Source organism: Nitrobacter winogradskyi, from assembly GCF_006539545.1.
In the GTDB taxonomy this organism is placed as follows: domain Bacteria; phylum Pseudomonadota; class Alphaproteobacteria; order Rhizobiales; family Xanthobacteraceae; genus Nitrobacter; species Nitrobacter winogradskyi_A.
In genome coordinates this window covers 1-7,569 of record NZ_BJNF01000126.1, presented here as the reverse complement: position 1 = coordinate 7,569, position 7,569 = coordinate 1, and the positions used below count along the sequence as shown (strand labels likewise).

Here is a 7,569-nt window from a genome sequence, read left to right as displayed (position 1 = left end):
CCCGCTCACACCCCGGAAAAATAGCATTCCACATCCACTACCGGCTTACGTCACAACCCAGTTCTGAAATTACAATATGGCGATGAGAGCTTGCTATCAGCACACAGAATTAGTCGCGACTTTATCGATACCATCATCCTCGGCGAACCCCTTTACCAACGAACGTCCCCGCTCTTTCAGCCACAACTCGACCTCGATCGCAGCAACGATTCCGACACCAGGCTCCATAAGGAGCTCCTCACGGGTATAGGCCGAAGCGATCTTAATAAGGCATTTGGCGCGGCTGCCAAATGTCCTTCCGCCGAGATGAGCATAGCGACCGTTCAACAGCGCATTGACAGCCCGCCGAGAGAGATCGCGGCGCATCATTCCTTTCCGTGCTTTCGGACTGAGCGCGCGGACCTCCGTTTCCGATATGTCAAGCTTGCGCGCAACTTCCGCCCGATCGAGTCCCGTCGCCAACAGCACAGCGATTTCGTCGCGCAGTTGGTGGAGAAATTTGCTCCAGGAATATCGGCCGGGAGTAGAGGTTCGAAACGATTGAGGTTCTTGAGCAACAGCGGGATGCATACCCATCAAAGTTGACCCCTTCTCATCCACATCAGCCTGACTTCCAGGCCTACGGAGTTCGTCTTTTGCCTTACGATAAGCGCTCCGAAAGCGTCGGTTTCAGCATCGACAGGCACCTCCTGTTGGATTCGTTCATGTAATATCATGAGCTTATCCAAATGGTCGGCGGGCATAGATACTGTAATCTACTCATCCCACTTACCGTCGAACGTCAAACTCAACGATGAGTCGTCTACGGTGACATTACGGTTTCGAAGACCAGATATCTCGCTCATCGAACAACTACCCACCTTGAACAGCTGATGCTCGGAGCTGAGCCTGCTTCAAACGCTCAGAATCTCGCTGTAGCCGACAACCGAAACACACGCGGTGATCCGGGCATGATGTTGTTGTTGTTATGTGCGGTCGAATAGTATCTTTGATCAAATAAGTTCTCGATGTTCAGCTGAGCGCGCCACGTCTCATTCAAAGTCACGATGATTGCGCCATCAACACGCGTGAACCCCGGTATGCGGACTGTGTTGTCGGCCGTCGCAAAGAAGCTCGAATAATGGATCACCCCCAGGCCGCCGGCCCACATCGGATTGAACTGGTACTTATTCCAGACAGAGAAGGTATTATAAGGAACGAGATCGACGCGGTTTCCGGCAACAATCGTTCCCGAAAGATTGCTTGCGATCCGGGCATCAGTATAGGCATACCCAGCATTCACCTGCCAGGCATCCGTGATGTAGCCGGCAAGGGACGCCTCAAAGCCCTGCGTCCTGGTTGCTCCGTTGAGGAGGAAAAAACCAGCATTGTTTGGATCTGCAACACGCTGGTTGGTGCGTTCGAGATCATACACCGCCGCGGCAAACTGAAGTCGAGGCAAGATATCGTATTTGACGCCAACCTCGGTGTTTACAAACTTCTCCGGCGCCGCAACCACCAGCCCTGGATTAAGCAAGCTGAATTGATCGCCTGCACTCGGAAGATACGACACGCTATAGCTGCCATAGATCGACAGATTGTCCATCGGTTTGAAAACGACGCTCGCACGCGGCGATACCAGATCGTCGACACGGCCCAGTAGAACGTTGGTCCGTCGATCTCGTGACTGAAGGTCGAAGTGATCGAACCGCACGCCTGCAATCAACTGCAGATAACGGGTGATCTCGATCTGGTCCTGAACAAAGACCGCGCCAAGATTAAGATTGTAGATATTGTTCGCATCCGTAGCGGTGTTTCTGAACTCCACCGGAACATTGGAAACAGAATTTCTGGGATCAATCGTGATCGTCGATGACACGCCGTTAAAGAAGCCGCTTTGGCGGTAGTTCAGGCCGCTCTGACGACCGACCTCCCCTCCGAAGAGGACCGTGTGGCGCGTCAAACCAGCGTCAAACTTATAGGTCAGATCTGTCCGATTGAAGAGGTTGGTTCGATCCGTTTCGCTATTGTAAGCTGATAGATTACTGGATGTGCCACCAACGTTCACCGCGCCCGCATTGGTTCCGCCACCTGGAAAAACGTTCTGATAGAATTTGCTATAGTTTGCCGCCATGGTGGAATTACGAGCCGTTAATCCGTTTTCGAAGTCGTGATCGATAATCGCCATCCCAATATCAACGTCAGCGATTGCGTAGCTCAGATTTGGATTGCCGAAGAACGTTGATGGCGAGGTTTCGTATGGAAAACGCGGAAATGCGTTACCTGGGCGAATCTGCGCAGGGATGCCACGATCAAGCGTCCGACGATCGTGCAGGTGCTCATAACTCAGCTTGATCGTCGTGGTATCGTTTGGTGCAAACGTGGCGGTCGGATTGACGGCCCAGCGCTCGAGATTCACAAAATCTCGGTAACTGCCCGCATTTTCATACATCGCATTAAAGCGGGCCGCCCAGTTCTCATTGACAGCCTGCCCGATGTCAGTCGTCATGCGCGCTCCCGGATAAGAGCTTCCCCAGACCGTGAACTCGCGAATCGGCGTGCCATCGGCTTCCTTCAACACACGATTGACCACACCGCCGCCGCCGCCGCGTCCGAAGACCATGGCATTGGGGCCCTTCAAAACCTCAAGCCGCTGGATATTGTAGAAGTCGCGGAAATACTGCACGTCATCCCGAATTCCGTTGGTGAAGAAATCTGCATTGGTCCGCTGTCCACGGATTATGAGATCATCACGGTGGCCTTCGCCCTGCTGATAGATCACGCCTGGCACATAGCGCGTGGCCTCGCCGACCGACATGATGGCCTGATCCCGGATGAAATCCTTTGTCAGAACCGTGACGGATTGAGGGACATTGACGAGGGGGGTGTCCGTTCGCGTCGCGCTGTTTATACTCTGGGTTATGTAACCAGATTGCCCTGTCCTTGCATCCTGGCTGTTCACGCTGGGCGGATTTCTGGGCGTGGGCGCGGATGCAGCAACATGCCGGGTCGGCCTGACAGTTCTCGGTGTCGCGGTCGCTGCGCGATTGCGCCGAGTACGTGTCGGCGCAGTAATCGTCACTTTCGGCAAAGTCGTGGCGGAGGATTGCGTTTGCTGCGCAAAAGTGGGGCTGCTATCCACCAACATTCCGGCGCCAACCGCTACCACGGCGCTCGTTGAGAGAAGAAATGAGCGCCGACCAAAGCGCGCGACCAAGCAACCTAGGTTAGTCATCAGATGTATTCCCCCGAATCCCAATGAATTCCCGCATGCATCTGGAGTCGTAGAATTAGGTAGGAATTAGATCATATTTAGAATATCTCTAGGTCGAGACGTGGACTGTTGATCGAACCCGACAACCAGATCTAAGCGGTGTCATCCAAACTGGGTGCAGGCCACAGATAGCGATTGATCAAGGGATAGAAAATCTTCTGACAGGTGAAGCACCCCGAATCATTCGCCGTTTCAGACGTGAGCTTATTCTCGCTCGTATCTTGAATCTCGAACCAAACTAGCAAGCCGACGATTACAATGCGCCTTCTGTTGATCGAAGACGATGCGATGTTCGGCAAGGCTCTGGTCCGAGGCCTAAGACAAAACGGTATGAGCGTGGATTGGATCCAGGATGGGTCCGATGGGTTCGCTGCGCTTACACGCGCGGAGCACACGATAGCGCTACTTGATATCGGACTTCCGGAAATGTCGGGATTCGAAATCCTGAAGGCTATGCGCAGCAACAAAAGGATGCCGCCGCTCCTCATCATAACGGCGCGCGATCAAGCAGAGGATATGGTGACCGCTCTAGATCTCGGCGCCGACGATTACCTCATAAAGCCGTTCGAGCTTCATGTCCTGCTCGCCCGCATCCGCGCCGTGATGCGCCGGCTCAATGCCCGATCCGGTTCGCTGATGGTGAGTCATGAGATCACTCTCGACCCTTCGACCTACGTAGCAACGTTCCGTGGTGTCGAGGCGACACTTTCCGCCCGTGAATTCTCGGTGCTGCAAGTACTGATGCAATACCCCGGAACGATACAGTCACGCCCCCAGATCGAAACCCGAATCTATGGCTGGAACGAGGAGGTCCAGAGCAACGCGGTCGACGTCGTCATCCACGGACTACGAAAGAAGTTTGGAAAGGATATCATTCGTAACATACGCGGGGCAGGTTGGATGGTCATCAAGGCCGAATCATGAACTCGCTGCGGACGACGATCATTACCCCGATCACGGCATTGCTGGCAGCTTTCTGCCTGGCTGCCGCAGCCGCATCATTCGGCTTGGTGACTTACGAAACCAACAAGTTCCTAGATGCCCAGTTGCAGGAAATTGCGATCAAAACCGGTAGCAAGAAGCTGCGATTAAACCCGACAGAAGGAACTTCAACGAACTTTGAAACGGAGTATGAAGACCAGCTCGTGGTCCAGGTTTGGGATCAATCCGGGGCTACTGTTTACCGCGGCGGACCTTTAGTCGACATACCGTGGACGCCTCAACCCGGTCTGGCCGATGCTGTCGCAAATGGTCAAATGTGGCGGGTCTATCGCTGGAGCACGGCCCGCTACAACGCTCAAGTTGCTCAAGCCTGGAGCGCCCGCCGCGAGATCGCATCTTTTGCCGCAACAGGCGCGGCACTTCCTTTGCTGCTGACCATACCTCTTGCCTGGCTTCTGATTCGCTGGTCCATCGATCGAACTCTGCGTGGATTTCATCGCCTGTCATCCGACATCGGGAAACGAAGCCTCGATGCGCACGAACCCCTTCGACCCGTAGGCGTGCCGGTGGAGATCACTCCGCTGATCACGGCGATTGATGAGCTGGTTGCACGCTATCGTTATGCATTGGAAATCCAGCGACGATTCGTTGCCGACGCCGTCCACGAACTCCGGACACCCCTTGCAGCGCTGCAAATACAGGCTGACAATCTGCTCGCATCGGACCTCAGCGAACAATCCCGGGAGCTGGCAAATGAACTCGGCGATGGAGTGCGGCGATCTTCCCGTCTGGTTCGCCAATTGTTAGAAATGGCCAGAACTGAAGGCCGTCCCGCAATCAGCAACCAGACGATCGACCTCGTCGCTCTCGTTACCTCCGTCTTGGCAAACTTCGTCACCTTGGCATCGGCAAATGGTATCCATCTTGAGAGAGACGTCGTCGATCCAATCTCAGGTAGCGGAGACCTCGTCTCGATTCGAGAGATTCTATCGATTCTTCTCGACAATGCGATCCGCTATTCATCGCGAGATAGTGTGGTTACAGTGAAGCTCTCTCTCACTGAAAATCAGCCAAGGATAGATGTAATGGACAGCGGGCCCGGCATCCCTGAAGATGTCATGCCTTTCATCTACGATCGTTTTTTTCGAGCCGCGCCGCAAGAGATTGAAGGAAGCGGACTTGGCTTGGCAATCGCCAAAACGGCTGCGGATCGCAACAACATCGGGTTATTCCATCAGAGACGAACGGACGCCCAAGGCACAGTCGCAACAATTGTATTCAACCAGCGCTCAGCGTAGACGGCCAGATCATTTCGACGCGAAAGTCTGCAATCCGTTTCTCCGACGATCGTATGTCTGTTGTTGTTTTCGCCATCGTGGCTACGACGATGTACAATGTTCTTCTCCACGACACGCTGCCGCTCATGGCTTTTTGAGTCTCGATGCGCCTTGCACTCCTCCGCGCTCAGCGACGGGGTGTTTCGGCTGCGCGATGGCAGCGCCCGAACCGTCGCGGCGCACTTTTCTATGGGACTGACGGAGCATCAGGCGCGGCCCGGCCGTCTATCGATCGGGACGGCCGCAGGCAAGATAGCGTTTGTTCTGTCGTTGATGGGCTGCATCAGTCCTCATCCGCTCGCGCGGATCGCCGTCACCGGGCCGACGCCTCACAACCGATAACGTATCAAGCGTACCACCATCGCAAACCAACGCTTGCAGCATCAGTTGAGAGACACTTAAGCTCTATCATTGCTGAGCCAGAGCCTCTCTTCGCAAAAGGCCTCATCAGTCTCAAATCACCTTACGATGGCCCCCCACCTCACGATTTTCATTTCGTAGAATCGACACCCCATGATCAACTTATTTATTCTTGCTGCGTCGTTTATTGCATTTTCTCTTAGTGCATTTTGTGGTGGTGGCGCCGGATTATTGCTGATCCCAATCCTTGGCTATTCTCTCCCGATAAGCCAAGTGCCAGCAGCGCTTACGCTTGGAACAGCAACGAGTTCATTTTCCAGAATCTGGATATTTTTCAAAGCCATTCATTGGGATATGGCCAAGTTGTTTTTGCCAACGGCTATCTTGGGAGTGATTCTAGGCGTGAAAATGTTGAGTTATCTTGAGCCGATGTATCTAGAGTTGTGCATGGGCCTATTTCTAGCCTCCAATCTTCCTTGGCTTTTTAGAAAGCAGGAACCGAAGCATACCGTATCCGCATTGCTTACTATTCCACTATGGCAGATTAGATTGGTCGGCTTTTTTGCAGGTTTCATTTCTGGTCTGACAGGCGCGGTTGGTGTCCTGTTCAACCAGTTTGTGGTCTGGACAATGAGGAAATCATCGCTACCAGAGCCGCGAACGAAGTCTTGCTCCATTTGATCAAGCTCTATCTCTATGCGTCATTGGGTTTGTTTCAGCTTAAAACTATGGGAATCGGCTTGCTCGTCGCGCTGGCCGCTGTTCTGTCCTCTGGTTTCATAAAATTCGTCCTGCATCGAGTATCCAGGGGACTATTTATGCGGGCTGGCTATAGTGCCATGGTGGTCTCTGGAGTATTGGTACTGAACAGCGCAATCGTCCGTATCAAACTTGCAAATGACCCGGATCTTAGAGTGGCCATCCAGGCTGGCGAGCTCAACGCTAGATTGACTTGGAGTACCTTGATCTATTCTGTAGAGGCTAGTTTCAATGAAGGCTTTGAATTCGAGAAAATTGTTCCGCTGTCATCTCTTTCGCCTGAGCGACAACACTACGTCCAAGCCTTGCGGGGCGGTGCCGAAAAAGTCGATGTCGAAAAAGTGTACGCTCTGAAAGGTATCTCTTACGAAGCCTATTATTTTGATGGTCAGAACCGTCTGATTAATAAAATAAAATTCGACTGAGAAACATCAACGGTGCCAAACAATTGTCAGAAATGCAGATCGTCCGGGTCACCAGCGAAGCAAACTGAAGACCGATCACCACAGCTTGATCACGACATCGACCGAGAGAAACATCGACCACGGAGATGGCGCTCGGCAAGCATCATCCGATCTTTTCCGAAGCAAACGTTGGTTGGCATGAGTGGGCCTAACATCCACAAACTAGTCATTTGGAACTGAAGTTCGTCTCATTATAATGTGCGGCATTCGCAAGAGTGCGGGAGCGCAGTTATGGCCAACGCGGCGGGACGCCCGGTTTCTCCCTTGATCCTCAGCGCGGATGAGCGCGCGTATCTCGAACGGCAGGTACGTCGTCTCGGAAACGTCAGAGGGATAAGGTTTACAAATCATCCTGCAAACTGAATCCTCTAACTGAATCAGTCCATAACAGACTCTAGGTATCGTCGCGGCTATCTTGATAGCGGTGGTATGGATAGGGTCCCCGCGTAAGGCG

Annotated in this window: 6 protein-coding genes; 4 read left to right on the top strand and 2 right to left on the bottom strand. The window is 53.2% G+C overall.

Translation table 11 applies throughout. The annotated features are described in order from the left end of the window. Positions 1-96 precede the first annotated feature (96 nt). Both NWI01_RS18195 and NWI01_RS18190 read right to left on the bottom strand, forming a co-directional pair. A complete protein-coding gene (locus NWI01_RS18195) occupies positions 97-576 on the bottom strand; it encodes a hypothetical protein (protein ID WP_141385351.1) in 480 nt (159 codons plus the stop codon). A 325-nt stretch (positions 577-901) separates the two neighbouring features. Then, positions 902-3,127, bottom strand: a complete 2,226-nt coding sequence (locus tag NWI01_RS18190; RefSeq protein ID WP_244613891.1) for a TonB-dependent receptor — start codon at positions 3,125-3,127, stop codon at positions 902-904. Between the two features lie 384 nt (positions 3,128-3,511). On the opposite strand from NWI01_RS18190, the gene NWI01_RS18185 reads away from it, so the two are divergent. The 4 genes from NWI01_RS18185 (at position 3,512) to NWI01_RS19445 (ending at position 7,076) form a co-directional block, all read left to right on the top strand. After that, positions 3,512-4,177 (top strand): response regulator transcription factor, encoded by a 666-nt coding sequence (locus tag NWI01_RS18185; protein WP_141385350.1) that lies wholly within the window; start codon positions 3,512-3,514, stop codon positions 4,175-4,177. Continuing rightward, entirely contained in the window at positions 4,174-5,493 is a 1,320-nt protein-coding gene (locus tag NWI01_RS18180) for an ATP-binding protein (RefSeq protein ID WP_141385349.1), read from the top strand. Before NWI01_RS18185 ends, NWI01_RS18180 begins: the two co-directional genes overlap by 4 nt. A 552-nt stretch (positions 5,494-6,045) precedes the next feature. After that, positions 6,046-6,573 carry a sulfite exporter TauE/SafE family protein gene (locus tag NWI01_RS19450; protein ID WP_210243015.1) on the top strand — a complete coding sequence of 176 codons (528 nt, stop codon included), beginning with the start codon at positions 6,046-6,048 and terminating at the stop codon, positions 6,571-6,573. Beyond that, on the top strand, positions 6,570-7,076 hold the full coding sequence (locus NWI01_RS19445; protein ID WP_210243014.1) for a hypothetical protein: 507 nt from the start codon (positions 6,570-6,572) through the stop codon (positions 7,074-7,076). The genes NWI01_RS19450 and NWI01_RS19445 overlap by 4 nt, the downstream gene beginning before the upstream one ends. Positions 7,077-7,569 lie beyond the last annotated feature (493 nt).